The organism is Pararhodobacter oceanensis (genome assembly GCF_003076755.1).
GTDB classification, from domain to species: domain Bacteria; phylum Pseudomonadota; class Alphaproteobacteria; order Rhodobacterales; family Rhodobacteraceae; genus Pararhodobacter; species Pararhodobacter oceanensis.
In genome coordinates this window covers 149720-175415 of the sequence record NZ_QDKM01000004.1, presented here as the reverse complement: position 1 = coordinate 175415, position 25696 = coordinate 149720, and the positions used below count along the sequence as shown (strand labels likewise).

The following is a 25696-nucleotide window of genomic DNA, read 5'->3' as shown; positions in this document are numbered from 1 at the left end:
CCCCCCGCCGCCGTGATACACCTGCTTACAGCGCCATCCAGAGCTGGAACAACAAACCGATGGCAAAAGAACCCGCCAACGCAATGCCAAGATACAGCAGGAACACCTCGCGTTTGACCAGCGCCCAGACAGCAATCGCGGCGGGCAAGGAGCTGACGCCCCCGGCGACCAGAAACGCCAGTCCCGCCCCCGGCGCCATGCCCTGCGACATCAACCCGCCGACCAGCGGCAAGGCGGCATAGCCGTTCAGATAGGCGGGCACGCCGACCAGCGTGGCGATCCCGATCGGCACAATTCCGGTGCCACCAAGCGCGCTGGCGACCAGTTCCGCGGGCACGAATGCCAGCATCAGGCTTTCCAGCAGGAACGCCAGCGTCAACCATTTGGCCAGAAACAGCGTGGTCTTGATCGCCTCGCGGATAAATTTCTCCACCCGCGCACCGTCCTGCCAGAACCGCCAGACCACCGGCTGCGCATTCCGCACTTTCGCCCCGCCACAGCCGCCATTGCCGACGCCCTCCCGCAAGGGATCAGACAAAGCGCCCGAGCGTGACAGCAGATGCACCAGCGTCCCGCCCAACACGCCCAGCCCCACCGCGGCCAGCGTTTTCGCCACCGCGAACTCGAATCCCAGAACGCCGGTGGTCAACACGAACATCGACGGGTCCATCACCGGCGAGGCCAGCCAGAAGGCCATGACCGCCGAGAGCGGCACGCCCATCGCCAAAAGCGCGGCGATCAGCGGGATCACCCCGCAAGAGCAAAACGGCGACAGCCCACCCATCAGCGCCGCGATCAGGATCATCATTGCCGGTGCGCCGGTGAAGGCCCGCGCGATCAACCCGTCGGCGCCGCTGGCCCCCGCATAGGCGGCGATCCCGACCGAGAGCGCCAGAAACGGCGCCACATTGAGCAGGTTCTGCACGACAAATCCGGCCGAGCTGACGCCCAGTTCCGGCGCAAAGACCAAAAGCGCCGCCAGCAGCGCCGCCGAGGCCAGCCAGACCTTTTCCTTGGCCCATAGATGATGGCCCAGAGCGCTGGCCCGTGAGCGGGGGGTGAGAGAGGCATCTGACATCGCGAAATCCCTAAGTTTGTGGTTATATTAAGCCGAGGTTATCCATTCAACGCCTGCATAAGACGCCGCCTCTGCGAGGGTCAGGCCGCATCCTTCTGCGTCAGCGTCACGCCGGTGCAACATTCTGCGGTCAGAAAGGCCACCGTCTGGTGCATGACCGCAAAATCCACACGGGTGAGGATTTGCCGCCCCTGCCGCTCCTGCGTCACAAGCCCGGCATCGACCAGCGTTTTCAGGTGATAGGCCAGCGTCGAAGGCGCCATATCCAGATGCTGCCCGATCTCGCCGATTATCAACCCGTCATTCCCCGCCCGCACCAGCAGGCGGAAAATCGAAAGGCGGGTATCATGGCCAAGAGCGGCCAGTGCAAGGGCGACATTTGAATGTTTCATGGGGTATGATTAAAACTAGGGATGTAGTTCTGTCAAGCGATTTCACCGCCCCGCAACGCAAAACCCCGCAGGCACCGGCACGGGACCCCGCAGGGCCGAGCGGCAAATGCTGCCGCGCGTCAGGCCCATGTATAGCCAAACACTAGGCTGAAATCCTTTTCCGCCAAGGCGATATTCCCCCGCCGCGCGCCGCGCAGCCAGAGGCGGCCATGCACCTGCGTCTCGTCAAAATCCGCCCCCGCGGGCAGCATCGTATCGGCGCCCCAAAACCCGCCCAGAAATTCCGCCCCGTGGAAACTCGCGGCGCCGTCAAACTGCGCATCGGCGAAATCGGCATTGCCATAGCAGGTCACATTGTCAAACGCCGCCGCACCGCCAAACCGCGCGCGGCGAAACCCGGCGACACCGCGAAATTCGGCGCCCGAGAACCCGGCCTGTGCCTTGAACGCCGCCGCATCAAACCGCGCGTCATTGAGGAAACTGGCGCCCGCAAATGTGGCGTCGGCGCAAAACCGCACGTCCTTGAACCACGCCAGCCCGTCAAACCGCGCATAGCGTGCGTCGAGCCCCGCCTCGAAGACCGCGCCCGAGAAATCCACCCCGCAGAGCGCCAACCCCGAGAGATCGAGCCGCTCGCGCAGATGGATGCCGCGCAGGTCCACCGCCTCGCCATGTTTCCACGGCGCCGAGAGCGCGCGGCGGACCGCGGCGGCGTCCATCACGCGACCCCTTCGGCGAGCAGCGCATCTACCCAGGGCAGCGCCAGATCATCGGCCATATCGCTGCCCGAGGCGTCATGCGTCACCCGCTCACCGACCAGTTCCGCGCCCGCACCGGTCAGCATCTCTTCCAACCGCTTGCCGCCGAAATTGAAGGTCTCGGGATATTCGCTGTCGCCCATGCCAAACACCGCAAAGCGGATGCCGCTCAGGTCGGGCGCCTGCGACGCCATTTTCTCGGCAAAGGGCTGCGCCGAGGCGGGCAATTCGCCGTCGCCGTAAGTCGATGTTACCACAAGATAAAACGTGCCCGTGTCGAAATCAGCGGGGTCGAAATCCTCAAGATTGGTCACCTCGGGCGCATGCTCCGACAGGTGGTCCGAGATGTCCTCGGCGAGCATTTCGGCATTGCCGGTTTCGGTGCCGTAAAGAATATGTATCTGCATCATCTGTCCTCTGACTGGCGGGCAAGGGTGAGCATTTCCGCGCGTGTGGCAATCTTGCGGCGGGCGCGGTCCGGCGGGCAAGCGGCGCATTCGGCGGCGTCGATCCGCCGCCAACCGTCATAGCCCACCGCCTCGGGCAGGCCTGCGGTCAGTGCCGCACGGCCGGGTTTATCGCTGGTCGCCTGCGCCAGATCGGCGGCAATCCGTGCCGCCACCGCCTGCGCATCGGCGCGGTTTTCAGGGATCGTGCCGCGCGGCCCACGCCGATACCAGCCGGTGGCATAAAGCCCCTCGGCAATCCGCCCGTCGCCATCCGCCTGCGCAGTCTCGCCGTCAAACCCGATCGCGGTGAGCACGGTGTCGCAAGGCAGGTGCAACGCGCCCTCACCATTGCTGGCACGAAACCGCACGGCCTCAACGCACGCCCTGCCCTCGATGTCCTCGGGCGTCCAGCCGAAATGAAAATGCACCTCGCGCGTGGCCCCTTCCGGCCTATGGACGTCAATCGCCTGCAGGGCTTCGATCACCTTGCCCTCACCGGTCGCGCCATGCACATGCAAGCTCGCCTGCGCCAACCGCCCCAACTCGCGCAGCATCACCGGATCGAATTTCGCCATCCCCGCGCCAGAGCGCCCGACCACATCAATCCGCGTCACGCCAGCCGCCATCAGCGCCGCGCCACTCTCGGGCGCAAAGTCCGAGCCGTCGAATTCCGCAGGTGCTTTCGCCAAGATCCGCAGCAGGTCCACCGCCACATTGCCATTGCCCACAATCACCACCCGCGGTCCGATCTGCGGGCGCTCAGCGTCGGGATAATCGTTCCAGCCCCGCGTCACCACGCCCGAGCCGATCACCCCCGGCAGATCCTCACCGGCAATCCCCAGCCGCCGGTCCGTGTGCAATCCGGTCGCCAGAACCACCGCTTCATGGCTCGCGCGCAGGTCCTCCAGCGTCAGATCCGCGCCCAGCGTGACATTGCCGAAAAACGCCACATCATTGCGGGTGAACAGCCGCTCGAACTGCCGGATCACCGCTTTCGTGCCCTGATGATCGGGCGCCACACCATAGCGGATCAGCCCGTAAGGCACCGGCAGCCGGTCGATCAGATCAATCCGCGCATCGGGCAGCGCCTTGGCCAGCGCCTGCGCGGTATAGCAGCCCGAGGGACCGGCGCCGACAATCGCAATGCTGGTCATAGCTCTCCTCCTTGGTCACTGGCCCACCGCGCGGATAATGTCCGCTCGCCCTGCAGCCGCAAGATCGCCGCCGCCAAAGCCTGTGGCGCCTGTTGGTGCAGCGCATGGCCGGTCGCGGGCACAAGACTAAGCGCGCCGCGCACCGCCACCGGCAGCGCCTCATGGGCGCGAAAGGATTGCACCGGCGGCGTCACCACATCCTCGGCACCGACGATCACCGAAGTCGGCACGGTCAGCGCCGCGCAATCCGCCGCCAGATCGCCCGAGGCGAGCATTCGCACCGCCTGCCCGTAACCGGGCATTTTCACCTTGCCCATGCCCTGCGCGACATTCGCCACCAGATCGGCGTTGTCTTCGGGCGCATAGATCAACCGCGCGGCGCGGCTGGCGGCGAAAGCCTCGGCGCCCTGCCGTTCCAGATCCTCAAGTCGCGCCGCCTGCGCATCAGGCAAAACGCCCCCCGCCGCAGCCCCGCCGCCCTGCGCACAAGACGCCAAAGTCAGGCTGTCCAGCCGCTCGGGATGCGCGCGGGCCAGCGCCGCGCCAATCAATGTGCCCAGCGAATGCCCGAGAAGATGCACGCGCTCCAATTCCAGCGCATCCATCAACCGCAGCGCCGCCGCCGCGTAATCAGCCGCCACCGGCCATGCCTTATCCAAAGGTGTCGAGGGCCCATACCCCGGCGCCTCCCAAGCGATCACCCGCCAGCCCGGCAAATGCGCGGCCAGCGCATCAAACGCCCGCGCCTCCGAGCCGATCCCGTGCAGCGCCATGAGCACCGGCCCATCGCCCGCATGCTCACGCCAGCCGATCCCCTCGGTGATATGATCGCGCCCGCTCATGTCACAAACACATAGCCATTGTTGACCGGCAACACCTGTCCGGTCAGCGTCAAGGCCGCCTCCGAGACCAGAAACGCCGCCGTTCCCGCCACATCCTCGGCCGATTGCGGCCCACCCACGGCGCTGCCGTCCTGATAAAGCCGGTGTCGCGCTTCGGGAACATATTCGGTGCTTTCGGTGGTCAAAATCCCCGGCGCGATACAGGTGACGCCAACACGGTCCGGGCCCAATTCGCGCGCCAAACTCCGGGTCATCGCCATCACCGCGCCCTTGGAGGCGGTATAGGACAGCAGCTTCGGCGCGCCCCAAAGCGCGGTGTCCGAGGCCACATTGACCACCCGCCCCGAGCCGCTGGCGCGCAGCAGCGGCGCGCAGGCCCGCGTCATCAACCAAGTGCCGCGCACATTGATCCGCTGCACGCGGTCCCACAACTCCAGCTCGATATCCTCGAACCCCATGCCGCCGACATTCGTCGCCAGTGCCGCGCAGTTGATCAACCCGTGTAACGCACCGGCCTCGCCCAACGCCTCGCCCAAAGCCTCAATGCTATCAGGATCACCCAGATCAACCGTCTCGGCCCGCGCGCCCAAAGCCTCGGCAGTGGCTTGCACGCCTGCGCTGTCGATATCCGCCAGCACCAGCTGCGCGCCCTGCGCCGCGCAGGCCTCGGCAATCGCGCGGCCCAAACCGCGCGCCGCGCCGGTCACCAATATGCGCCGCCCCTCCAGCATCACTCTGCCGCCACCTGCGCCAGTTCCGCCTCGATCTGCTGCTTGGCCTCACGGGTGAGGATTTGGCGCACGCGGCTGACCCCGATGTCATGCTGATAGAGCATCTCGCGTCGCCGCGCGTCATCGGGCATGCCCTCCAGCATCACCCGGTCCTGCTCAAGCACATTCCAGTGGTTGTTCTCCAAGGCCGCACGGTAGAGGAACCGCCACGATGCCCGCGCCAGCCCCTCGACCTTGCGCATCCGCCAGAAGAACACCTTGCAGGTCGTCTCATCCACCGGCGTCGCATAGCCGACAATCCGCATATTACCCCCGGGACCGGCGGCAGGCGGATAGGGGATGTCCAGAAAGCAGAACATCGTGCCGGGGTGAAAGACAAAATCCGTCCAGTCGAAATTATCACCCACCTGCCCCACACGGGTGATATGGAACCCGTGCTCGGTCTTATCCAGCCGCATCAGATCCTGTTTCGATCCGTAAGCCAGCGTGAAGCTTTCCGAGTGCAGATAACAGCCGTGCATCGGATCGGCGAGATTGTCGATCGCATAGCGGTAGTTGGTCTCCCAGACCGCGGTGCAGAGGAAGCCGGTCCACGCGTCGCTGGTCAACTCATCGGGCAGCACCAGTTCCGGCGGCTCGGGCCGTGAGAGCGAGGGGATATAGACAAACACCGCATCCGAATGCTCGGTGACATGAAAGGATTTCACCGCCTTGCGGCCTTCCAGCGCGCATTCCGGCATCGCCGGCACCCGCACCACCACGCCTTCGCCATCGACCACCACACCGTGATAGCGGCAGCCGATATTGCCCTCGTGAACCTCGCCCAAAGACAGCGGCGCGCCGCGATGGGGGCAGAAATCCTCGATACATTTCAGCGATCCATCGGCCCCGCGCCAAAGCACCAGCTTCTGGCCCAAGGCCTTGACGCCATGCGGGCGCGAGGTCTTCACTTCGACCGATTTCGCGACCGGATACCAATGGCCCAACAGGCCGGAGTTCACCCGCTCTTCGATCAGGGCTTTTTTGTCGATGGCCGTCATGATCTGGCTCCTTTTGGATGGGGTGCGCGGTGCCGACCTAGCCTGCGCCGCGCCCTGTCTGAAACTAATTCGGGATCAGTGGTCTTTTTTCGGGATATAATGCAGCAGCCGCTCTTCGAGTGCAGCCAATACGGTGTATAATAGAATTCCGATAAGCGTCAGCAGCACGATCGAATTAAACACCATCGCTGCATTCGCCTGACCGCCACCGTAGGTAATTAAGAACCCGAGGCCAGTATTACCGCCGACCATTTCCCCTACTACGACACCAATAACAGCCAAAGTTGTGGCAATGCGCAAGCCAGCCATCAGATTGGGCAGTGTCGACGGGAATTCAACTTTAATGAATATCTGCCAACGGCTCATTGAATAGGCGCGCGCCAGATTGACCATATCGCGGTCCACAGTCTTCATCGCCGCTAATACATTCACCAATACCGGAAAAAACACGATCAGAACTGCGACCAGCATTTTTGGGATCGAGTTATAGCCGAACCAAATTATAAAGAGAGGCGCAAATGCCACTTTCGGTGCGATCTGCAAAGCCAGAATATACGGCGAGAGAACCTTCTCCCAAAAACGCGAAAAACCAAGAAGATAACCGATCGTCGCACCCAATGTCGATCCAATCAAGAACCCCAACAGCGTAAACCACGCCGTGGATAGAGTGTTGGCAATAACATGCTCGCGACGATACATCCGGCCCAACTCTAGAACCATATCAGAGACAGTAGGAATGATGAATTTCGGCACCCCGAGGGCAGGAGGCAGAAACTCCCAAACTAGCAAAAGCAAACCCAAAATCAAAAAGCCGACAAGCGTTGTGTTGCGTGAAGATGTCATCGGATACCTCGTATTGAGCGCTTCGAATCGTCCAATTGACGCCGCGCAATATGTCTCTGCTCGGAAGCTAAATATTCAGGTGGATACTCGCCGCTATCCGAGTTCTGTTTATTGAACAGCGACGAGAAAATTCCTGAAAGGCCTTACCTATAGTGCAATCAATCAGGCACGAAGTCGTTGGTATAGACGTCTTCGATAGGTACAACGGCATTGATCACTTCGTTCTCGGCATAGAAATCTTGCACTGTTTGCAGTTGAGCCTGATCAAAGGCGCCGATTGGACGATCACCGTCTTGCAGATACACCAGTTCAGCATACATGCGCATAATGCGCTCTACCTGATCTACGTTCTCCGCATGGCGATCAACAAACCCAACATAGTCAATGGCGGCTTGGTGTGGATCATCAATGATATCGTGGATTGCACGCAAGGTTGCAGACACAAACCCGCGTACTGCATCAGGGTTTTCTGCAATGTATGCGTCAGACGCGATAATTGCCTGTGCTTGAGCAGGAAATACATCACGCGCCGGCATAACCGATAATTCGACCCCTGCGTCTTCAATCGCGACAATCCACTCCGGAACACCCGACATTCCCGAGACAGATCCAGCGATCATACCCTGCACAATGCCGCCATAACCCAGAGATTGAATATCTACGTCATCCGGATTAACACCGGAAACTGCCAACGCGGCACGGAGGTTGTAAAACTCAGTGTTCTGAAAACCCGCTACTGCAATTGCGTGGCCGGCAAACTCTTCAATTGAGGTAATACCACTATCGTTGCGCCAAACAAGCTGCGTCAATCCTTGGCCACCAAGAACCGCTACGCCGCGCACTTCCAATCCATTGGCGCGCACGATCATGGAAGTGTCCCCCATGCCGCCGCCCAAATCTGCATTTCCGACCGCAACTTGCGTCGCAACGTCTGCGCCACCGTTACCTATGCGGAAAGTCACATCCAGACCTTCTTCCGAGTAATAACCCTTTCCCAATGCTAACTGAAACGGAGCAAAAGCGGGCAGAAAATCCGGTCCGGGGAATAGGTAAGTCAACGACGTCTGGGCCTGCGCCATCAGGCCCGTCATTGTTATTCCCATTGCTGCAGTAAATCCGAGAATAATCTTATTCATTATAGTTCTCCCTTGGTTTTAAGTAGCCCGTTGATCGAGCTTGAGTAATGCGAAAATTTCCGCCGCATGTTGGTGGATTTCACTCATCTGCCGCCGTTTGAGCGGATGCGCGCGGTCCGGCAGGTCAATCGGCATCTCGCGGATCACCGTGCCCGGACGCTCCGACAGCACCAGCACGCGGTCGGACATGATCACCGCCTCCGACAGGTCATGGGTAATCAACAGCGTGGTGATCCCCGCCTCCTGAATGGTCTCGGCAAAACTGTTCTGAATCAACAGTTTGGTCTGCGCATCCAGCGCCGAGAACGGCTCGTCCAGCAGGATGATATCGGGGTCAATCGCCAAGGTGCGGGCCAAAGCTGCGCGTTGCCGCATACCGCCCGAAAGCTGATAGGGATACTGGTTTTCAAACCCCGCCAGATGACAGCGCTCGAGTTCCGCCATCGCCCGATCCCGCCGCTCGGCCTTGCCGACGCCGCGCGATTCCAGCCCGAATTCGACATTCTTGATGATCGTCCGCCAGGGCAGCAGCAGGTCTTTTTGCAGCATGAAGCCGACATGGGGATTTGGCTTGGTCACCTTTTCGCCCGAGACCAGCACCTCGCCCGAGCTGGGCTGATAAAGCCCCGCGGTCATGCTCAGGATCGTGCTTTTGCCGCAGCCCGACGGCCCGACCACCGAGACGAACTCGCCTTTATTGACTTTGAAATCAACGCCCTCAATAGCGGTGACCACCTTTTGACCCAGCGCGCCGAAGGTCTTGGTGACATTGCGGAACTCAAGCGCCATAGCCGTGCTCTTCATAAGCGGCATCCAGATCGGCGTTCACCGCGGCAAGTTCCTGCGCCAGCAAATCCTGATCCCAGTCCTTGCGCCCCGAGACCGGCGCCACCAGACCGCGCGCGGCCAGTTCACCGGCGAGCTTGCCGAAATCCTGCTCGCCCGCGCCCATGATCTCCATCATCGCGGAGGCCAGAGCCTGCTCGGCCTCGCTCAACGCGCGGCCCCGCGACTGATGGGCCAATGCCGGACGGGTGGTGTCTTGCGCGCGCTGCGACAGGCGGTCCTTGAATGCATCCATGGCGGGCTCCTCTGCGGACGTTCGTTGCGGGCTGGCTGCCGTGGCAACTGTTCATATTTAAACACTGTGTTCATTCTGTAGAAGTGAAAATCAACAGTCAAGACAATTCTTATCCCCAAGCCCTGCCCTCTGCGCGCCCTCTCGGGGCCGGCAAAGCCAATGCACACAGGTGTTACACAGGTGAAAAACCCCGCCTGCACCTTGCGGTTCAGACGGGGGATTTTCGGATAGGTTATGGATTGCAGGGGGTTGGTGGCGGGTGTGTTAGGGCGCAGCACCCACCCCGCATTCTAGCCCAGCAGATGACAGGCGGCACTGCCATTAGGGGTCTGGAAACTCGGCGGCACATCGGTTTTGCATTTATCAATCGCCACCGGACAGCGCGGATGGAACGGACAGCCCGAGGGCGGGTTGATCGGGTTGGGGATTTCCCCCGTCACCGGCGTCCGCCGCCGCCCCGAGAGCGCCAGATCCGGCACCGCATCGAGCAGCATCTTGGTATAGGGATGCTGCGGATCGCGAAACAGGCTCTTGCCCTCGGAGACCTCGACCAGCCGCCCCAGATAGAGCACACCGGTGCGCGTCGCCATATGGCGCACCACGCTCAGGTCGTGGCTGATGAACAGATAGGTCAGCCCCATCTCGTCCTGCAAATCGCGCATCAGATTCAAAATCTGCGCCTGCACCGAGACATCCAGAGCCGAAGTCGGCTCGTCGCAGACAATGAATTCAGGCTTGGCCGAAAGCGCCCGCGCAATCGCAATCCGCTGGCGCTGGCCGCCGGAGAATTCATGCGGGAATTTCTCGGCATCCCGCGCCGATAGCCCCACGGTATCCAGAAGCCGCTCCATCTCGCGGGTGACTTCCGCGCCCTTGGCCAGCCCGAAGGTGCGCAAGGGTTCCGAGACGATATCGCCGACCCGCCAGCGCGGATTGAGACTGGCAAACGGATCCTGAAAGATCATCTGGAACCGCCGCCGCAACGCGCGCAGCTCACTGGTGCCGACCTTGCCCATATCCTGCCCGTCGAACAGGATTTGCCCCTCAGAGGGCGGCAGCAGCCCGACAATCATCTTGGCAATCGTCGATTTGCCCGAACCACTTTCGCCAACCAGCGCGAAGGTCTCGCCGCGGGCAATCGAGAAATTCACATCGGCGGTGGCGGTCAGATACTGGCGCTCTTCACGCTCGAGCACGCGGTTCAGCCAGGGTTTCGACACATCAAAACGCCGCCCGAGGCCGCGCACTTCGATCAGGGGATCAGCCATGCGTGGCCTCCTGCTCATCATAAAGCCAGCAGGCAACGCGGCGGTCACCGGGGCGGTCAATCGGGAACGGACGCTCAACGCGGCAGCGGTCAAACGCCTGCGTGCAACGCGGATTGAACGCGCAACCGGGCGGGATCGCATTCAACCGCGGCATCGAGCCGGGGATCTGCACCAGCCGGTCGCTGTCATGGGTCAGCGTCGGGATCGAGCCCATCAACCCGCGGGTATAGGGATGCTCGGCCTCGCTGATCACCGACGCCACCGGCCCAACCTCGGCAATCCGCCCCGAATAGAGCACCGCCACACGGTCGGCAGTCTCGGCGATCACCCCCATATCATGGGTGATCAGCATCACCGAGGCGCCCTTTTCGGCGCAGATTTCCTTGAGCAAATCAATGATCTGCGACTGCACCGAGACATCCAGCGCGGTCGTCGGCTCATCGGCAATCACCAGTTCCGGCTCGGCGCATAGCGCCAGCGCGATCACCACCCGCTGCCGCATCCCGCCGGAAAACTGATGCGGATAGTCATCAATGCGGCGGTCGGCAGCCGGAATGCCCACTCGGTCGAGCAGCGCCACCGCGCGTTTGCGGGCCTCAGCGTCCGAGACATTCATATGGGTGCGAATGGTCTCGATCAATTGCTTGGCGACGGTATAGAGCGGGTTCAGACTGGTCAGCGGGTCTTGAAACACCATCCCAATGCGCCGCCCGCGAATCTTCCGCATCGCGGCGGGGGACAGATGGTCAATGCGCTCGCCCTTCAACTTAATCTCGCCCGAGACAATCCGCCCCGGCGGCTCCAGCAGGCCAATAATCGCCGCGCCAGTCAGGGATTTACCGGCACCGGATTCGCCGACCATGCCCAGCACCTCGCCCGGCGCGATGTCAAAGGACACCCCGTCGATGGCGCGCAGCACCCCGCGACGGGTGGGAAATTCGATCACCAGATCGCGAACAGAAAGAAGCGGTTCAGTCATCAGCGCAGCCTCGGATTCAGCGCATCGCGCAGCCAGTCGCCCAGCAGGTTCACCGCCAGCGCGAGGGTCAGGAGCATCACGGCGGGGAACAGCAGGATCCACCATTCGCCCGAGAACAGATATTGCTGGCCAATGCGGATCAGCGTGCCAAGGCTCGGCTGGGTCGGCGGCACACCGACGCCCAGAAACGACAGCGTCGCCTCGGCAATGATCGCCAGCGCCAGCCCGATGGTGGCAATCACCAGAACCGGCCCCATCACATTGGGCAGGATGTGGCGCAGCAGGATTTTGAACGGATGCGCGCCGATCACCTTGGCCGCCTGCACATATTCCTTGCTCTTTTCCACCATCGTCGCGCCGCGCACGATCCGCGCGAATTGCACCCAATCCGACAGGCCGATGGCCACGATCAACACCCAGATCGCCATCGTTTCGCGCTGCGAGGGCGGGATAATGCCGCGCGCCACGCCAAAGATCAGCAGCGCAATCAGGATCGACGGGAACGACAGTTGCACATCGGCAATCCGCATCAACACCGCATCCGCCCAGCCGCCACGGTAGCCCGCGATCAGCCCGGCGGTGATCCCCAGCACCATCGCCAACAGCACTGCCGAGACACCGACAAACAAGGATATCCGCGCGCCGTAAAGCATCGCCGAAAGCATATCGCGGCCTTGGTTGTCGGTGCCCAACAGAAAGGTGTTGCCGGTAAACGCATTCTCCTGCATCGGCGGGGTAAACCCGTCCATCAGGTTCAGGCTGGCAGGATCAAACGGGTTCGTCGGCGCGATCCAGGGCGCCAGCAGGGCTGCAAGGATGATCGCCAGCGCGACAACGCCAGAGATGATCGCCACCGGCGAGGTGCGAAAGGAATAGGCAACATCGCTATCCCAGATCTTGAACAGCCGCCCGGGCGTCCTCTCAGGGATCGCAGCCTCAGTTACGGCTTCGTTGGCCTGTGGGCCGGAGGTCTTGGGGTCACTCATATCTCTGGCCTCAATGACGGGCGCCGCCGCGCTCGACGCGCAGGCGCGGATCGACGGCATAATACAGCAGGTCGACGATCAGGTTGATGATGACGAAGATCAGCGCGATCAACACCAGATAGGCGGCCATCACCGGCACATCGACAGCGCGCACCGAGTTGATGAACAGCGCGCCAACGCCGGGCCATTGGAACACGGTCTCGGTGATGATCGCAAAGGCGATGATCGAGCCCAGTTGCAGACCGGTGATGGTGATCACCGGCACCAGCGTGTTTTTCAGCGCATGGCCGAAATGCACCGCACGGTTCGACAGGCCACGGGCGCGGGCGAATTTCACATAATCGGTGCGCAGGACTTCCAGCATCTCGGCGCGCACCAGCCGCATGATCAGGGTCATCTGATAGAGCCCCAGCGTGATCGCCGGCAGGATCAGCGAGATACGTCCGGTCGGGGTCAGAAAGCCGGTAACCCAGCCGCCGGGCAGGGTTACGGTCTCGCCACGACCAAAGGAGGGCAGCCATTGCAGCTCGACGGCAAACAGCCAGATCAGCAGCACGCCGATCAGAAAGGTCGGCAGCGACACACCAATCAGTGAGACGGTCATAATGCCAGTGGAAATGCCGCCGCGCGGGTTCAAGGCGGTATAGACCCCCGCGCTTACCCCCAGCACAAAGGCAGCAAGGCCCGAGACCAGCGCCAGTTCCAGCGTTGCGGGCAAGCGCTGCAGGATCAGCTCCATCACCGGTTGTTGCAGCCGGTAGGACATGCCGAACTCGCCCTGCACCGCGTTGCCGATAAAGCGGCCGAATTGCACCAGAAACGGATCATTCAGCCCCAGAAGATCACGCAGCGCGGCACGGTCCTCAAGGGTGGTTTCTTGCGACACCATGGCGTTGATCGGGTCGCCGACATAGCGAAACAGGGCAAAGGCCACGAGGGCCACAACCAGCATAACGATGGCAGATTGCACGATCCGTCGGATTAAATAGGCAAGCATCTCGGACCCTAGCTACGGCTGTCTGATGAAAAGAACCCGCGCGGCAGAACCGCGCGGGCCGTTATCTGTGATTCACACTCAGTTGTCGATGGTGATCGAGGCCATATGCGGCTGGTTCTCGGGGTGCACTGCAACCGTGATCCCGTCACGCACGGCATAGGCCAGCAACTGGTTGTGAACATTGAGGAAAACGCGGTCTTCCATGACCTGCTCCCAGATGTCGGCGACCACCTGATTGCGGGCCTCCAGATCGGTCATCGTCGAGAGCGATTCGATCATCGCGTCCACATCGTCATTGGCGTAATGCGCGCCGTTGTAAGCGCCGAAACCGTCGCCGCGCGAATGCACCAGGAAGTTGAACACATAGGCCGAGTCAAAGGTCGGCACGCCCCAGCCCAGCAGATAGAAATCGGTTTCCCAATTCTCGATCAGCGGGAAGTGCAGCGAGCGGGTCTGCGACACCAGATTGATGTCGATCCCGGCGCGGCCCAGCATGGCGACGGTGGCCTGACAGATCGCCTCGTCGTTCAGATAGCGGTCGTTCGGGCAGTGCATATCCACCGAGAACCCGTCCGGATAGACGCTGCGCACCAGCTCCGAGGCACGCTCGTAATCGGGTGCGTCATAGCTGTGCATCGCTTCGGTCCAGCCGTTGACAAAGGGCGGCAGCGGCGCCGCCGAGGGCTGCGACTGGCCGCGCATCACCACCTGACGGATCGCGTCACGGTCCAGCGCCAGCGCCATCGCCTCACGCACTTCGGGGTGCGAGAACGGGTTGTCATCGACATTCGCCGAGATCAACTGCGGCGAGGTCATGTCATAGGAGAAGAAGATATTGCGGTTCTCGGGTCCGGTGGCGATGGTGATGCCATCGGTCTGCTCGAGCCGTGCGATATCCTGAACCGGCACGTCCTGCACCATATCGACTTCGCCCGACAAGAGCGCAGCAACACGGGTCGCGGCCTCGGCAATCGGGGTATAGACGATGTCGGTGACCTGCGGTGCCTCATCCCAGTGACCGTCGTAATAGGTCATCACGGTCTGCACTTCGGGATCGCGCGACACCAGCTGGTAGTGGCCGGTGCCATTGGTGTTGCGCACCGCATAGCTTTCTTCGCCCGCGGCAAAGTCCTGCGGATTAACCACGTCATTCTCGCGCGACCAGTCGCTGTCGATGATGAAGAAGTTGGTCAGGTTCTGCACATAGAGCGGCGACGGGCCTTCCATCTGCACATGCACGGTGTGATCGTCGACGGCGGTGGCGCCGGTCACAGCGGTGTGCAGCGCGCGGAAGCCCGAGCTTTCGGCACGCACACGCTCGAACGAGAAGACCACGTCTTCGGCGTTGAATTCATTGCCGTTATGGAAGGTCACGCCTTCGCGCAGCTTGAACACCCAGACGGTCGGATCATCGGGGTGGATATACCATTCGGTGGCCAGACGCGGCTGCAGCGAGCCGTCGATATCGCGGCGCACCAGCGTTTCATAGATGTGGTGCAGAACGGTCAGCGTCGGGCCTTCGTTCTGGCTGTGCGGGTCCATGGTCAGCGCGTCGCCGACCCGTGCCCAGCGGATGGTCTCAGCGCTGACCGCCGAGCCGAATGCGGCAATCGCGATCGCCGAAACGCTGAGCGCCGAGGCAAAACGTCCCAAAGAAGGTGCGGATAGTTTCAAAGTCTCTCTCCCGTTTGAAGTTGGTCTCAAGCTTGATCCCGCCGCACCCACGGGTTGCACCCTATGGTTGCGGCGACATTGCATGATTGGTTTCACCGCATAGGTTGCGCCCGCGCGGCGGCGATTCCGGTCAGGCTAGAATTTACGCAAGGGTTAATCAATCACCAATCGTGCGGTCGCGGCGCTTGCCCGAACGTCACAAAGCCCGCGCAAGGCGGATTTGCTTTGTGACATCTCGCCCTCAGGCACCATCCCAGCGGCGCAGCAGCCAATACCATTGCGCTGGATCCTTGCGGATACGCGCCGAGAGGCTGTCATTGAACGCGCGGGTCATCGTCACACTGTCGCTGGGCGCAATCGGCTCTTCGAAAACCACCTGAAAACTATCGCCATCCGCCGCGCGGATACCGTAAGCGGGGATCATCGGCAGATCGTATTTCAGCGCCAGTTGCGCCGCCGATAGCGAGGTCAGCGCGTCATGGCCCAGAAACGGCAGCGGCGCGCCCTCGGCGTATTTCTCATCCAACAGAATCGCCATGATCCCGCCGCTGCGCAGATGCCGCACCAGCGCTTTGGTGCCGACCCGACCGGTGGCCAGAATCGGCTGCCCGCCCGCCTCGATCCCGGCCAGCAGGCGGCGCTGGTAGTGGCGGTTGCGGTTCGGCCTATAGACCGCGCCGCTCTCCATCCCGTGCTGTTTGATCACCGCCCGCACCGCCTCCCATTGGCCAAAATGCCCGGACACGATGATCGCCCCCTTCCCCGCCGCCTGCGCTTCCATCAGCGCCGCCAGACCGGGACCGGAGGTGTGGAATTTCTCGGTGCGGGTCTGGAACTCGGCAACATGGTAGATCTCGAACAGCGTCCGCCCCATCTGCCGCCCCATATCGCGCGCCATCTGCAACCGCTCACCGCGCCGCATCTGCGGGAACACCCGCTGCACCTCACGCTCGAATCGCCAGCGCGCGGGCGGGAAATAGCGCAGCACAAACCCCACCGCCGAGCCCAGCCTGCGTGACCGCAAATCAAAGCTGCGCCCGCGCGATGCGGTCAGCGCCGACCAGAGCGGTAAATAGCGCAGGCTTTGCACAAGCGATTTGACGGTGGTTGTAAGCATGGCGCTCTATGGTCATGTATTGAGGCGGAACCCAAGCGGAAACGCACATCAGGCGCATGGCTTTCGCCGCCTGCGCGAAACCCCGCCACATGCCTCGCCAGCCCCGCGCCCGATACAGGAGACTGCCCCATGCAAAGACATTGGCCCCAGATCCTGCCGGTCATCGGTGCCGCCGCTTTGGCGCTGGCGCTGGTGATGTCCCAATCCGCCACCTCCGACACCGCCAATGCCCCGCCCCTCAGCCCGCCCGCACAGGGCCTGCGGGTCTATCACCTCGGCCATTCATTGGTCGGTCAGGACATGCCCGCGATGCTGGAACAACTGGCGCAGGCGCAGGGGCTCACCGGCCATCACCATAACAGCCAGCTTGGCTGGGGCACGCCGCTCAGGGCGCATTGGGAGCCGGATGTCGAGATCGGCGGTTTCGAGGCCGAGAATGACCACCCGCGGTTTCGCCCCGCCCATGAGGCGATATCGAGCGGCGAATATGACGCGGTGGTGCTGACCGAGATGGTCGAATTGCGCGACGCGATCCGCTATCACGACAGCCCGCGCTATCTGGCGCTCTGGGTCGAGGCCGCCCGCGCCGCCAACCCCGATGTGCGGCTGTATCTTTATAAAACATGGCATGATCTGGCGCATGACGAGGGCTGGCTGCCACGGCTGGAAAACGACCCCACCGAGCTCTGGGAGGCGCAGCTTCTGGCCAGCGTCTGGGCCGATCCCGCGCTCGGGCCCTTGCATGTGATCCCCGCCACCGGCGTGCTGGCCGAACTCACCCGCCGGTTGCAGGCTGGCGAGACCGCCCCCGGCCTCACCCGTCCCGAGGATCTGTTCCGGATCAATCCCGATGGCGCGCTGGACACGATGCATCTTAATGATCAGGGCAATTATCTGATCGCCCTGACCCATTTCGCGGTGCTCTACCAGCAGCCGGCGCAGGGCATGCCCTATGCGCTATTGACCGCCGCTGGCGAGCCGATGGCGCCGATCGCCCCTGAGGCCGCGGCACTCCTGCAAGAGGTGGTGGATGCGGTGCTTGCCGTCACTCCGAACACCGGCCTGACCCCGCGCGCCGCAAGATAACGCCGCTGCGGCTGCTTCACTGGCAAGGTCTCACCTGCCGTTTCAACCGCAGCGCCTATTCCTACAATGGCAACCGCCGCGCCCGTCTTGCGCTGGCCCCGCCCTGCCGCCTGCGCGGTGGCATCCGCAGGTCCAAGGGCCGCAGGGGTGCCGCCAGCGATTCCGCCAGCAGCGCGCAAAACACCGCCACCGCCGGTGACGCCTCGGCAAAAGGCGCCGCCTTCGCCTGCGCCTCCAGTGCCAAACGCCGGTAGCTCGCCCGCCCCGGCAGGGCCGCGATCCATTGCATATAGCCCAATTGCCCCAATTGCCGCGCCGCATCGGGCGGCATCGGGCCGGTATCCAGTTGTCTGATCGTGCGTTCCAGTATCATCGCGCCCTCCGCGCAAATCGCGGGGCTGGCGGCAACGGTCGCTGACTTGGGCCCATGGGTCCATCTCTCGTCTTTCCGACCCGCAGCACCCCGCTCGGGTTAAGGTGACCAAGGCCCGCAACATGCGCGCCCGAGATGGCAGGTCTCCTGACTTGCGGATCAACGCGTCCCCGAACCTTCCCGCGCCTTGGCACAGTGGTCATCATCGAGGTTGCTCGCCGCTCACAGTTGCGGGGGCAGTCATGGACTCGGGCATTTGCCCTCACCACGTTCCCTTTTCAGCCGGATTGTTAAGGCCGGGCACCATCACGGCAAAACATGGCAGGAAATATTTTCGATGTCCAGCACCGAGACGCCCCCAAAGCGCAATGGGCCGCACCAATAACCGGCGCGCACTCCCGCGCCAAACCACCTAACCCCAAATCACAAAGGGCCGCGCCCGACCCTGGGCGGGCGCCACCCGCCCTCCACAGCAGTCTGACCTCAAAAGCAGTTATGTCGCTTGAGCCACACACCTCATCACCAAGGCGCCCTCCCGTGGGGAGGGTCGGGCGCGGCCCGGGCTGAAGCCCGCGCCAAGGGTTCCATTGCGAAAAGCCTCCGAGTGAAACAGCAGCAATGCCCCCGCCCGTCTCCCGATTCACAAAGGGTCGCGCCCGACCCTGGGTGGGCGCGCCGCCCTTGCCGCCACGCACCGAACTCAAAAGCACGTACGTCGTCCGAGCGACGACCACCATCGCCAATGCGCCCTCCCGGGGGGAGGGTCGGGCGCGGCCCGTGGTGCCCACGGGCGAAACAAAAGATTTGTAGAAACAGCACAGGCTATTGCTTAGAGCCTGCGTTAAATCGTGAGGCGCAGCACCCTGCAGCAAGGGTCGCGCCTGACCCTGGGTGGGCGCGCCGCCCTACCCACAACGCATCGCACTCAAAAGCGCGCACGTCGTCCGAGCGACGATCACCATCGCCTATGCGCCCTCCCACGGGGAGGGTCGGGCGCGGCCCGGCTTGTCAGCCGGGCCAGACAGTCGAACAACGCCGCGCGCAAAACCCCATGGTCAGAGGCACCCCGCCGCAATTGCTCACCAACCGAGCTCCGCCCCTGCCCTCACACCTTAAACCGCGCGTCGACCTCCACCCCCAGCGCCGTGGCCAGAGCGTTGGTCTGGCTGGCCATGCCGATCACCGCCAGCAACTCCGCGTGTTGCGCCTCCGTCATCCCCTTGGCCTTGGCCGCGGCGGTATGGGAATGGATGCAATACTCGCAGCCATTCGCCACCGACACCGCGACATAGACCATCTCCTTGACCAACGGATCCAAGGCCCCCGGCGCCATCACCTGTTTCAACCGGCTCCAGATCGCCTCCAGCAGCGCCGGATCATGCGCCAGAGCCCGCCAGAAGTTGTTGACATAGTCATTGCCCCGCACCGCGCGGATGTCGTCAAACACCGCCAGTGCGTCGGGCCCCGCGCTGGCATCATCCAGCAAACCAAGGGTCGCCATCAGACCACCGCCAGCACACGCGCCGGACCGCCGGTTCCGCGCTTATGGGTCGGCGCACCGACAAATACCGTCGCGCCAGTGGCGGGCATCTGGTCCAGGTTCTTGAGGTTCTCGATCCCGTAGCGCCCGCCCGGCAGCCACGAATAATGCACCGCGAAATCGGCCGAATTGCCCGGATCCAGCGACAGCGTATCAACCCCGATACAGGCCACATCCATCTCGGCCAGCATATCCGTCGCCGAGGTGCTGAAGCCGGGGAACGCAAAGGCGCCCTCGGGGGTGTTGCGATATTCCTCCATACCGACCTTTGCCGCCCAGCCCGAATGCATCGCCACACAGGCGCCGGCGGGAATATCGCCATTGGCGCTGATCCAGGCCTCGATATCCTCGGCCTCGACCATCGCATTCGCATCCTCGGCGGCCTTAGCGCTGATATCGACCACACAGAGCGGGCACATCAGCCGCTGCGGGTCCAGCTCATCGACCGAGGCGCCATCCTCGCTGAAATGCAGCGGCGCGTCGATATGGGTGCCGGTATGCTCGAAAATCGTCAACTCCAGCAGTTGATAGCCGCTTTCCGAGAACACCACATTCGGCTCCATGATAATCCCCGGATTGCCGTCGAAGGTCGGGAAACTGCCGTCATACGCATGGGTCAGATCGATCACCCGCCCGCTGGCCTCTGCCAGCGCCGGACGCGCGCTGACCAGCCCCGAGGCGACCGAGGCCGCCCCCGCCATCGCCGCCCCCTGAAACAGCGACCGGCGTGACAGCATCGTCGCTTTGACATTCTCGATTACACAGGCGTTACACATAGGTTTCTCTCCTTATGGCCACCATTCCAGCGGCATACAAAGCCTCACTCCACCGCAGATCGCCCGAGTCGGTCAAGCGATCTGTCGGGCGGTAAGCGGGCGCGCGCAGGCGCCATGTCCAAGGCGCATCTGGCAATACCCCCTGCAAACACCTTGAGATCATGCGTTAACTCCCCGCGCCAAGAGTTTCTAAACACGCCCGAATCCGCCCTTGACACTGCGCCAGTGATCGCCGATGCATAGAGCATCACCAGGGGTGCCCCACGCGGGGCTGAGATGCGCAATCGGGCGCGGACCCTTCACAGCTGATCCGGGTAATGCCGGCGGAGCGAGGGACATATGTTTATTGGCGCACAGGTTTCACTTTATCCGATGGTCTCGGATTTTGTCCGGGTCATTTTCTCCGGTCTCGAGGCGCTCGCGCCCTACCGTGACCGGTTGCGCATCGAAACCGATGATATCTCTACATTAATGGTCGGCGCGCCCGAGCCGTTATTCGACGGATTGCGCGATTTCTTTGCCCGCGCCGCCGTTGAACCGGGCGAGACCCTCGAGACACCCGCCCATGTGACCATGCATGTCACCCTCTCGCGCGGTTGCCCCGGTGAGCCCGACGATCCCTCTTGCCGCTGCGATGTGCTGGCCACGACGCAGGACACACCTTTGGCCGAGCGCCAGCAGCAGGCGCTCGAAGCGGTGCGCAATGCGCCGCAGACGGGTGTCGAGATCGACGTGCAATTCTCGCTCTATGTGATGGGTCAAGACCGCCATATGGACGAGATTTACGGTTGCATCGATTTCTTAAGAGACTCTGGCACCTTCTTGAAATCAAAGAACTTTTCCACCCGCCTGCGCGGTGATGCCGGCGCGGTTTTCGAGACCTTGCGGCAAGCCTTCCTGCGCTTTGGCCCCGCCGAGGGGCATGTCACCATTGATATGACCGCCTCGGCCAATAGCCCCAGCCCGCGCTGAGAACTTCACGCGCTAGGTTAAGACCTCTTTGAAAGTCATTGATGATGCTGCGTTATTTACCAACGCTGGTGATCGGCCTCATGCTGCTCGCAGGGTGGGAGGTCTATTGCACCCTCGCCTCGGTCTCGCCGCTGGTCCTGCCCGCGCCCTCAGGCATATTCCGCGCGCTTTTCCTCAACCGCGCCGAGATCGGGTCCCATGCGCTTGCCACTTTCCTTGTCGCCGCCCTCGGTTTCTCGCTCTCGGTCACATTCGCCTGCGCCACCTCGGTTGCGCTGCATTTCACGCCATGGGCCGAGCGCGGGTTGATGCCGCTCTTCGTGATCAGCCAGACCGTGCCCTTGGTCGCGCTCGCGCCCTTGATGATCCTCTGGTTCGGCTTTGGCCTCTTGCCGAAAATCCTGCTGGTGATCCTTGTCACCTTCTTCCCGATGCTCCTCAGCCTGCTCTCGGGCTACCGCCAAACGCCTGACGCTTTCGCCGATCTCCTCGCCTCGATGGGCGCCTCCCGCTGGGCGATCTTTCGCCGCGCGACCATCCCCTCGGCGCGGCCCGGTTTTCTCGCCGGTCTGCGCATCTCCGCCACCTATGCGATTGTCGCGACGATCTTCGCCGAATACGCAGGCGCGCGGCAGGGTCTGGGCATCTATATCCTCTCGGCAAAAAACAACTTTCGCGCCGATCTGGTGCTCAGCGCGGTGGTGGTCTCGGCGGCTTTGACGCTGGCGCTCTTGGGCCTGATCCGCCTCCTCGACCATTTGACTGCCAAAGGCCCGCAGGTGCGCCGCGATGCTTGAAATCAAACGTCTGACAATTCACAGCAAGACCGGCCCCCTCCTGCAAGACCTCTCGCTGCAGATCCATAGCAATGAGATCGTCGCGCTGATCGGCGCCTCGGGCTGCGGCAAAACCTCGGCGCTGAAATTCACCGCCGGTATCCTGCCACCAGACCTCCATCCCGAGGGCCACTTGCTGCTTGACGGCGTGCCGATCCGCGCCCCGCATCCCGCGATCAGCTACCAGCCGCAAAGCGACGCTCTGTTTCCATGGCTGACCATCGCCGAGAACGCCGCCCTCGGGTTAGAGATCGCCGGCCTTTCGAAACGCACCGCCCGCGCGCAGGTGCTGCCGCTTTTCGCCCCCTTCGGGCTGGCCGGTTGCGAGGGCAAATTCCCCGCCGAACTCTCGGGCGGTATGCGCCAACGCGCCGCTTTCCTGCGCACCATCGTGCAAGACAGCCGCTTTGTGCTGCTGGATGAGCCCTTCTCGGCCCTCGACGCCGTCACCCGTTTTCGCATGCAGGACTGGCTGCTCGCGCGGCTGAATGAGCGCCCGCGCGGGGTGCTTCTGGTCACCCATGATCTGCATGAGGCGACCGGCATGGCCGACCGCATTTTGGTGATGGCCGCCAACCCCGGCCGCATCATCCGCGAAATCCCCGTCACCACCCCGCGCGCGCAGCGTTCCGAGGCCGCTCTGGCCGATCTGCGCGCCACCCTCAAAACCCTGTTGCTCAAGGAGACGTCTCTATGATCCGCCCGTTAACCCTCGCCGCACTGCTCGCCGCGCCACTCACCGCTCAGGCGCAAACCGACCTGACTGTGGCCCTCGACTGGATGCTCAACACCAACCACGTCGGGCTGGTCGTCGCCCGTGACCTCGGGTTCTACGCCGAGGAAGGGCTCAGCGTTGACCTGCTGCCTTATTCCGACACCAATTCCGCCGCGCTTCTGGCCGCCGGTGTCGCCGACCTCGCCTATCTGACCTCGCTCGGCTTCATGAGCGCCAAGGCCGGTGGCGCCGATCTGGTGGCGCTCTGGGCGACCATGCAGCGAGAGGCCGGACGGCTGGTCTTCAACTCCGACAACCCTGCCATCACCCGCCCCGCCGATCTATCCGGCCTGACCTACGCAGGTTTCGGCAGCGCTTGGGAGGCCGCCTTGATCGGCACGATGATCCGCCATGACGGCGGCGAGCCGGTCTGGGACACGGTGACGCTGGGCACCGGCGCCTATGAGGCGCTGGCCTCGGGCGCGGTGGATTTCACCCTTGAGGTCGCCACTTGGGAGGGGGTCAACGGCGAACTCTTGGGCCGCGAGCAATCCTCCTTTACCTACGCCGATTACGGCATCCCCGAGCAACAGGGCGGCTATATCGGCACCACCGGCGCTTTGCTGGCCGAAGACCCCGAGTTGATCGCCCGCTTCATGCGCGCCACGCAGGCGGGCTATACATGGGCCGCCGAGAACCCCGCCGAGGCCGCCGATCTGTTGATCGCCACCGGCGAATTCCCCAATCCGGCGCTGGTGCAAGGCTCGATGCAGGCGATTGTCGAAGGGTCCTATCTGCGCGACGGTTCCCATCCCGTGGGCCGCATCGACGCCGGCAAATTCGCCACCATGGCGGAGTTTCTCTTTGACAGCGGCGTGCTGATCGACGCCGGCGGCGCGGCGCTGGAGTGGCCCGGGGATGTCTCGGGCTGGTATGATCAAAGCTGGCTGGTGCAGTAAGCGTTCTCGCGAAAAGGGCCGCGTTGCAAGGTTGGCCCGTAGAGGCACGATATCGCCTTTGCCCAGCCCCAACCAAGCCCACGACTGAACATTAAACACTAAGGGCCGCGCCCGACCCTGGGAGGGCGCGCCCAACCTTGCCACAACGCCAAGTGCTCAAAAGCATGAATGCCGTTCGAGCCGCTCAGAACATCGCCAAGGCGCCCTCCCGGGGGGAGGGTCGGGCGCGGCCCGTGGTGCCCACGTGCCAAACAGAGGGTTTGCTGAGGAGCGACAACGGCTTTTGCTTAGAACCCACTTCGTTTCACACGGTTGAACATCATGAACTGAGGGCCGCGCCTGACCCTGGTTGGGCGCTATGCCTTGCTACACCGCGATGCACTAGAAAGCACAAAAGCCGTTCGAGCCACACCCGCCATCACCATTGCGCCTTGCGTGGAATCAAGGCGAAGCCGCCACGCATCGCCAGACCGCCCGCAGGGCTGGCGATTTGGTTGACCGAGGCGCTCCGCTATTATGTTCGCCGGATTTTGCCGCCATAAATCGCGCCGCTCTGCGGTTTTATCGCCATCCCGCGGTCTGGCGATGCGCGGCTTGCGCCTATGGGGAGGGTCGGGCGCGGCCCGTGGTGCCCACGCGCCAAACAGAGGGTTTGCTGAGGAGCGAAAAGGCTTTTACTTAGAACCCACTTCATTTCAAACGGCTGAACAACAAGAGCTGAGGTCCGCGCCTGACCCTGGGTGGGCGCTTCTCGCTCTCCACAGGATACTTCGCTCAAAAGCATGAATGCCGTTCGAGCCATACTCGCCATCGCCAATGCGCCCTCCGGAGGGAGAGTCGGGCGCGGCCCGTGGGGGCCACGGGCGAAACAGGAAACTCAGAGCCAAGCCCTCACGACTTCCCCCGCGCCGCCCCCAGAGTATCCGCTTTGGTCGCCCCGCGCTGGCCCATCGGCCGCTCGGGCCCGACGGTGGAATCCACCGCTGTCTGCGCTTCGATCTCGGCGTTGATCTCGGCCCCTAACAGCAGGATATAGGCCGACATCCACAGCCACATCAGCAAGATCACCACCCCGGCGACACTGCCGAAAGTCTCGTTATAGCTGCCGAAATTGCGCACATAGACCGAGAACCCGTAGGAGGCCGCGATCCACATCCCGCAGGCCAGCACCGAGCCCGCCGAGAGCCAGCGCCATTTCGCATCGCGCCGCGACGGGCCGAAGCGGTAGATCACCGCCAGCCCAAAGACCGCCAAAAGCGCCAGAACCAGCCAGCGCGCCAGCAGGATCACCTGATCCCAGCCTCCGCCCAGATTGAGAAAATGCAGCGCCGCGGGCACCGCCAGCGCCGCCAAGAGCCCCGCAATCAGCCCGAGGATCAGGAACACGGTCAGCGCCAGGGTCCAGAGCGTGCGGGCGAAAAACCCGCGCGCCTCATTCTCGTCATAGGCGACATTGAGCCCCTGCATCAGGCTGCGCATCCCCTTGGATGCCGAGTAAATCGCCAGTATCAACCCGATGCCAAAGGCGATCCCCAGCCCCTCGTCATGGCTGCCGGTCACCGCCTCGGCCTGATCCGAGATGATCTGCGCCGCCTGCTCGGGGATCAGGGCAATCAGCGCTTGCAATTGCGCGGCCACTTCCGCGGGCGCGAGGATCAAACCGCCAAGCGCCATCAGCGCCGCAATCGCCGGAAAAATCGCCAAAAGCGCGTAGAACGCCACGCCCGCGGCGATCAGCCCCAGATTGTCATTGGCCACCCGCTCCTTGATCCGCAGCACGACATCAAGCCAGCCGCGCGGCGGGATTTGGGTCGGGGTGGCTGCCGTCCTGCCGCGCGCCATCCTCGCGCCTCCTGTTCAGATCACTCTAGCCATAACCTATGCCGCGCCAAAGGGTTGCGCAAAACTTGATCC

General features: G+C 62.9%; 27 protein-coding genes and 2 riboswitches. Of the genes, 5 read left to right on the top strand and 22 right to left on the bottom strand.

Going from position 1 to position 25696, the window contains the following annotated elements; genetic code table 11:
- Window positions 1–25: 25 nt before the first annotated feature.
- The 18 genes from DDE20_RS10855 to DDE20_RS10770 all read right to left on the bottom strand — a co-directional run bounded on the left by DDE20_RS10855 (window position 26) and on the right by DDE20_RS10770 (window position 16525).
- The gene (locus tag DDE20_RS10855) at window positions 26–1078 is read right to left on the bottom strand and encodes a permease (protein ID WP_116558518.1); all 1053 of its coding nucleotides are present in this window, start codon (window positions 1076–1078) and stop codon (window positions 26–28) included.
- A gap of 80 nt (window positions 1079–1158) precedes the next feature.
- The gene (locus tag DDE20_RS10850; protein WP_116558517.1) at window positions 1159–1470 is read right to left on the bottom strand and encodes an ArsR/SmtB family transcription factor; all 312 of its coding nucleotides are present in this window, start codon (window positions 1468–1470) and stop codon (window positions 1159–1161) included.
- Window positions 1471–1589: 119 nt separating this feature from the next.
- Window positions 1590–2189 (bottom strand): pentapeptide repeat-containing protein, encoded by a 600-nt coding sequence (locus DDE20_RS10845; RefSeq protein ID WP_116558516.1) that lies wholly within the window; start codon window positions 2187–2189, stop codon window positions 1590–1592.
- Window positions 2189–2635, bottom strand: a complete 447-nt coding sequence (locus DDE20_RS10840; protein WP_116558712.1) for a flavodoxin domain-containing protein — start codon at window positions 2633–2635, stop codon at window positions 2189–2191. The genes DDE20_RS10845 and DDE20_RS10840 overlap by 1 nt, the downstream gene beginning before the upstream one ends.
- Complete coding sequence (locus DDE20_RS10835) at window positions 2635–3831, bottom strand: FAD-dependent oxidoreductase (RefSeq protein ID WP_116558515.1); 1197 nt, start codon at window positions 3829–3831, stop codon at window positions 2635–2637. The genes DDE20_RS10840 and DDE20_RS10835 overlap by 1 nt, the downstream gene beginning before the upstream one ends.
- A complete protein-coding gene (locus tag DDE20_RS10830) occupies window positions 3828–4673 on the bottom strand; it encodes an alpha/beta fold hydrolase (RefSeq protein WP_116558514.1) in 846 nt (281 codons plus the stop codon). The genes DDE20_RS10835 and DDE20_RS10830 overlap by 4 nt, the downstream gene beginning before the upstream one ends.
- On the bottom strand, window positions 4670–5404 hold the full coding sequence (locus DDE20_RS10825) for an SDR family oxidoreductase (protein ID WP_116558513.1): 735 nt from the start codon (window positions 5402–5404) through the stop codon (window positions 4670–4672). The genes DDE20_RS10830 and DDE20_RS10825 overlap by 4 nt, the downstream gene beginning before the upstream one ends.
- The gene (locus tag DDE20_RS10820; RefSeq protein ID WP_116558512.1) at window positions 5404–6444 is read right to left on the bottom strand and encodes a Rieske 2Fe-2S domain-containing protein; all 1041 of its coding nucleotides are present in this window, start codon (window positions 6442–6444) and stop codon (window positions 5404–5406) included. The genes DDE20_RS10825 and DDE20_RS10820 overlap by 1 nt, the downstream gene beginning before the upstream one ends.
- 75 nt (window positions 6445–6519) lie before the next feature.
- Window positions 6520–7287 (bottom strand): ABC transporter permease, encoded by a 768-nt coding sequence (locus DDE20_RS10815; RefSeq protein ID WP_116558511.1) that lies wholly within the window; start codon window positions 7285–7287, stop codon window positions 6520–6522.
- 158 nt (window positions 7288–7445) lie between these two features.
- A complete protein-coding gene (locus DDE20_RS10810; RefSeq protein WP_116558510.1) occupies window positions 7446–8423 on the bottom strand; it encodes an ABC transporter substrate-binding protein in 978 nt (325 codons plus the stop codon).
- 18 nt (window positions 8424–8441) lie between these two features.
- On the bottom strand, window positions 8442–9227 hold the full coding sequence (locus DDE20_RS10805) for an ABC transporter ATP-binding protein (RefSeq protein ID WP_205961656.1): 786 nt from the start codon (window positions 9225–9227) through the stop codon (window positions 8442–8444).
- Window positions 9202–9504, bottom strand: a complete 303-nt coding sequence (locus DDE20_RS10800; RefSeq protein ID WP_116558508.1) for a recombinase-like helix-turn-helix domain-containing protein — start codon at window positions 9502–9504, stop codon at window positions 9202–9204. Before DDE20_RS10800 ends, DDE20_RS10805 begins: the two co-directional genes overlap by 26 nt.
- A 290-nt stretch (window positions 9505–9794) precedes the next feature.
- Window positions 9795–10772 (bottom strand): ABC transporter ATP-binding protein, encoded by a 978-nt coding sequence (locus DDE20_RS10795; RefSeq protein ID WP_116558507.1) that lies wholly within the window; start codon window positions 10770–10772, stop codon window positions 9795–9797.
- Window positions 10765–11751, bottom strand: coding sequence for an ABC transporter ATP-binding protein (locus tag DDE20_RS10790; RefSeq protein WP_116558506.1), 987 nt, complete (start codon window positions 11749–11751; stop codon window positions 10765–10767). The genes DDE20_RS10795 and DDE20_RS10790 overlap by 8 nt, the downstream gene beginning before the upstream one ends.
- On the bottom strand, window positions 11751–12737 hold the full coding sequence (locus tag DDE20_RS10785; RefSeq protein WP_116558711.1) for an ABC transporter permease: 987 nt from the start codon (window positions 12735–12737) through the stop codon (window positions 11751–11753). The genes DDE20_RS10790 and DDE20_RS10785 overlap by 1 nt, the downstream gene beginning before the upstream one ends.
- 10 nt (window positions 12738–12747) lie before the next feature.
- Complete coding sequence (locus tag DDE20_RS10780) at window positions 12748–13734, bottom strand: ABC transporter permease (protein WP_116558505.1); 987 nt, start codon at window positions 13732–13734, stop codon at window positions 12748–12750.
- 78 nt (window positions 13735–13812) lie between these two features.
- The gene (locus DDE20_RS10775) at window positions 13813–15408 is read right to left on the bottom strand and encodes an ABC transporter substrate-binding protein (protein WP_420812365.1); all 1596 of its coding nucleotides are present in this window, start codon (window positions 15406–15408) and stop codon (window positions 13813–13815) included.
- A gap of 241 nt (window positions 15409–15649) precedes the next feature.
- Window positions 15650–16525, bottom strand: a complete 876-nt coding sequence (locus tag DDE20_RS10770) for a lysophospholipid acyltransferase family protein (RefSeq protein WP_116558503.1) — start codon at window positions 16523–16525, stop codon at window positions 15650–15652.
- A 129-nt stretch (window positions 16526–16654) separates the two neighbouring features.
- On the opposite strand from DDE20_RS10770, the gene DDE20_RS10765 reads away from it, so the two are divergent.
- A complete protein-coding gene (locus DDE20_RS10765) occupies window positions 16655–17611 on the top strand; it encodes a hypothetical protein (protein ID WP_240607999.1) in 957 nt (318 codons plus the stop codon).
- Window positions 17612–17672: 61 nt separating this feature from the next.
- Here the strand turns inward: DDE20_RS10765 and DDE20_RS10760 are convergent, their stop codons facing one another.
- The 3 genes from DDE20_RS10760 to DDE20_RS10750 all read right to left on the bottom strand — a co-directional run bounded on the left by DDE20_RS10760 (window position 17673) and on the right by DDE20_RS10750 (window position 20300).
- Complete coding sequence (locus tag DDE20_RS10760) at window positions 17673–17984, bottom strand: hypothetical protein (protein ID WP_116558502.1); 312 nt, start codon at window positions 17982–17984, stop codon at window positions 17673–17675.
- A 120-nt stretch (window positions 17985–18104) separates the two neighbouring features.
- Window positions 18105–18307, bottom strand: a riboswitch (cobalamin riboswitch).
- A 782-nt stretch (window positions 18308–19089) separates the two neighbouring features.
- Window positions 19090–19485, bottom strand: a complete 396-nt coding sequence (locus tag DDE20_RS10755; protein ID WP_116558501.1) for a carboxymuconolactone decarboxylase family protein — start codon at window positions 19483–19485, stop codon at window positions 19090–19092.
- On the bottom strand, window positions 19485–20300 hold the full coding sequence (locus tag DDE20_RS10750; protein ID WP_116558500.1) for a cyclase family protein: 816 nt from the start codon (window positions 20298–20300) through the stop codon (window positions 19485–19487). The genes DDE20_RS10755 and DDE20_RS10750 overlap by 1 nt, the downstream gene beginning before the upstream one ends.
- Before the next feature lie 242 nt (window positions 20301–20542).
- Window positions 20543–20649, top strand: a riboswitch (TPP riboswitch).
- Here DDE20_RS10750 and DDE20_RS10745 point away from each other — a divergent pair.
- From DDE20_RS10745 to DDE20_RS10730, 4 genes are all read left to right on the top strand, one after another.
- Window positions 20640–21272 (top strand): YkoF family thiamine/hydroxymethylpyrimidine-binding protein, encoded by a 633-nt coding sequence (locus DDE20_RS10745; protein WP_116558499.1) that lies wholly within the window; start codon window positions 20640–20642, stop codon window positions 21270–21272. (Overlaps the previous riboswitch by 10 nt.)
- A 41-nt stretch (window positions 21273–21313) precedes the next feature.
- Complete coding sequence (locus DDE20_RS10740) at window positions 21314–22069, top strand: ABC transporter permease (RefSeq protein WP_116558498.1); 756 nt, start codon at window positions 21314–21316, stop codon at window positions 22067–22069.
- On the top strand, window positions 22062–22805 hold the full coding sequence (locus tag DDE20_RS10735; RefSeq protein WP_116558497.1) for an ABC transporter ATP-binding protein: 744 nt from the start codon (window positions 22062–22064) through the stop codon (window positions 22803–22805). Before DDE20_RS10740 ends, DDE20_RS10735 begins: the two co-directional genes overlap by 8 nt.
- Window positions 22802–23782: an ABC transporter substrate-binding protein gene (locus tag DDE20_RS10730; protein ID WP_116558496.1), complete on the top strand. Its 981-nt coding sequence runs from the start codon at window positions 22802–22804 to the stop codon at window positions 23780–23782. Before DDE20_RS10735 ends, DDE20_RS10730 begins: the two co-directional genes overlap by 4 nt.
- Window positions 23783–24673: 891 nt before the next feature.
- Here the strand turns inward: DDE20_RS10730 and DDE20_RS10725 are convergent.
- Complete coding sequence (locus DDE20_RS10725) at window positions 24674–25624, bottom strand: YihY/virulence factor BrkB family protein (protein WP_116558495.1); 951 nt, start codon at window positions 25622–25624, stop codon at window positions 24674–24676.
- Window positions 25625–25696: the final 72 nt, after the last annotated feature.

Excerpts from the sequence above, each read along its gene's own strand:
- DDE20_RS10855 (WP_116558518.1), bottom strand. The coding sequence starts at position 1,078 with ATGTCAGATGCCTCTCTCACCCCCCGCTCACGGGCCAGCGCTCTGGGC.
- DDE20_RS10850 (WP_116558517.1), bottom strand. The coding sequence starts at position 1,470 with ATGAAACATTCAAATGTCGCCCTTGCACTGGCCGCTCTTGGCCATGAT.
- DDE20_RS10845 (WP_116558516.1), bottom strand. The coding sequence starts at position 2,189 with ATGGACGCCGCCGCGGTCCGCCGCGCGCTCTCGGCGCCGTGGAAACAT.
- DDE20_RS10840 (WP_116558712.1), bottom strand. The coding sequence starts at position 2,635 with ATGCAGATACATATTCTTTACGGCACCGAAACCGGCAATGCCGAAATG.
- DDE20_RS10835 (WP_116558515.1), bottom strand. The coding sequence starts at position 3,831 with ATGACCAGCATTGCGATTGTCGGCGCCGGTCCCTCGGGCTGCTATACC.
- DDE20_RS10830 (WP_116558514.1), bottom strand. The coding sequence starts at position 4,673 with ATGAGCGGGCGCGATCATATCACCGAGGGGATCGGCTGGCGTGAGCAT.
- DDE20_RS10825 (WP_116558513.1), bottom strand. The coding sequence starts at position 5,404 with ATGCTGGAGGGGCGGCGCATATTGGTGACCGGCGCGGCGCGCGGTTTG.
- DDE20_RS10820 (WP_116558512.1), bottom strand. The coding sequence starts at position 6,444 with ATGACGGCCATCGACAAAAAAGCCCTGATCGAAGAGCGGGTGAACTCC.
- DDE20_RS10815 (WP_116558511.1), bottom strand. The coding sequence starts at position 7,287 with ATGACATCTTCACGCAACACAACGCTTGTCGGCTTTTTGATTTTGGGT.
- DDE20_RS10810 (WP_116558510.1), bottom strand. The coding sequence starts at position 8,423 with ATGAATAAGATTATTCTCGGATTTACTGCAGCAATGGGAATAACAATG.
- DDE20_RS10805 (WP_205961656.1), bottom strand. The coding sequence starts at position 9,227 with ATGAAGAGCACGGCTATGGCGCTTGAGTTCCGCAATGTCACCAAGACC.
- DDE20_RS10800 (WP_116558508.1), bottom strand. The coding sequence starts at position 9,504 with ATGGATGCATTCAAGGACCGCCTGTCGCAGCGCGCGCAAGACACCACC.
- DDE20_RS10795 (WP_116558507.1), bottom strand. The coding sequence starts at position 10,772 with ATGGCTGATCCCCTGATCGAAGTGCGCGGCCTCGGGCGGCGTTTTGAT.
- DDE20_RS10790 (WP_116558506.1), bottom strand. The coding sequence starts at position 11,751 with ATGACTGAACCGCTTCTTTCTGTTCGCGATCTGGTGATCGAATTTCCC.
- DDE20_RS10785 (WP_116558711.1), bottom strand. The coding sequence starts at position 12,737 with ATGAGTGACCCCAAGACCTCCGGCCCACAGGCCAACGAAGCCGTAACT.
- DDE20_RS10780 (WP_116558505.1), bottom strand. The coding sequence starts at position 13,734 with ATGCTTGCCTATTTAATCCGACGGATCGTGCAATCTGCCATCGTTATG.
- DDE20_RS10770 (WP_116558503.1), bottom strand. The coding sequence starts at position 16,525 with ATGCTTACAACCACCGTCAAATCGCTTGTGCAAAGCCTGCGCTATTTA.
- DDE20_RS10765 (WP_240607999.1), top strand. The coding sequence starts at position 16,655 with ATGCAAAGACATTGGCCCCAGATCCTGCCGGTCATCGGTGCCGCCGCT.
- DDE20_RS10760 (WP_116558502.1), bottom strand. The coding sequence starts at position 17,984 with ATGATACTGGAACGCACGATCAGACAACTGGATACCGGCCCGATGCCG.
- DDE20_RS10755 (WP_116558501.1), bottom strand. The coding sequence starts at position 19,485 with ATGGCGACCCTTGGTTTGCTGGATGATGCCAGCGCGGGGCCCGACGCA.
- DDE20_RS10750 (WP_116558500.1), bottom strand. The coding sequence starts at position 20,300 with ATGTGTAACGCCTGTGTAATCGAGAATGTCAAAGCGACGATGCTGTCA.
- DDE20_RS10745 (WP_116558499.1), top strand. The coding sequence starts at position 20,640 with ATGTTTATTGGCGCACAGGTTTCACTTTATCCGATGGTCTCGGATTTT.
- DDE20_RS10740 (WP_116558498.1), top strand. The coding sequence starts at position 21,314 with ATGATGCTGCGTTATTTACCAACGCTGGTGATCGGCCTCATGCTGCTC.
- DDE20_RS10735 (WP_116558497.1), top strand. The coding sequence starts at position 22,062 with ATGCTTGAAATCAAACGTCTGACAATTCACAGCAAGACCGGCCCCCTC.
- DDE20_RS10730 (WP_116558496.1), top strand. The coding sequence starts at position 22,802 with ATGATCCGCCCGTTAACCCTCGCCGCACTGCTCGCCGCGCCACTCACC.
- DDE20_RS10725 (WP_116558495.1), bottom strand. The coding sequence starts at position 25,624 with ATGGCGCGCGGCAGGACGGCAGCCACCCCGACCCAAATCCCGCCGCGC.